Below are 620 nucleotides of genomic sequence, written 5' to 3' on the forward strand. Positions count from 1 at the left end.
CGGAAACAGCCATGGTTTGTTAGCAAGCTACGCGTCTAGCCGACACAGCACAAGCTGCTGCGTTATTGGCGTAGGCAAAAATGGCGAAATGGAACGTGACTACAGCTATACCGTTGCCCGCCATCGTGATGATTTGTGGACGCCAGAAACCGTCGGCCGCAAAGCGGCGGAAAATACTGTAAGCCGACTGGATGCTCACCGATTGAAAACGGGCCAATACCCAATTATGTTTGCGGCCGATGTGGCAACTGGCTTGATTGGTCACCTAGTGATGGCGATCAGCGGTGGCAACCTGTACCGCAAATCTTCTTTCTTACTGGATCACTTGGGTAAACAAGTCTTGCCTGAATGGTTCAATATTTCAGAGCGTCCGCATGTATTGCGCGGTTTGGCTTCCAGCCCATTCGATAGCGAAGGCGTTTATACGCAAGATCGTGAAATCATTACCGATGGTGTGTTGGCGACCTATCTACTGACCAGTTATGCCGCTCGCAAGATGAAGATGGATCCAACTGGTCACGCTGGTGGTATTCACAACTGGTACGTGAAGTCGACAGGCCAAAACTTTGAGCAAATGCTGAAGGAATTAGGCACAGGCCTTTTGGTAACAGAAGTGATGG

Annotated in this window: 1 protein-coding gene; it reads left to right on the forward strand. The window is 50.2% G+C overall.

Features of this window, described 5'->3' with window-relative positions; all coding sequences use genetic code 11:
* The coding region (locus tag R7R78_RS27490; protein ID WP_263856341.1) for a metallopeptidase TldD-related protein at positions 1 to 620 on the forward strand (620 nt) is incomplete at both ends.

This window comes from Vibrio sp. 2134-1 (assembly GCF_033339495.1).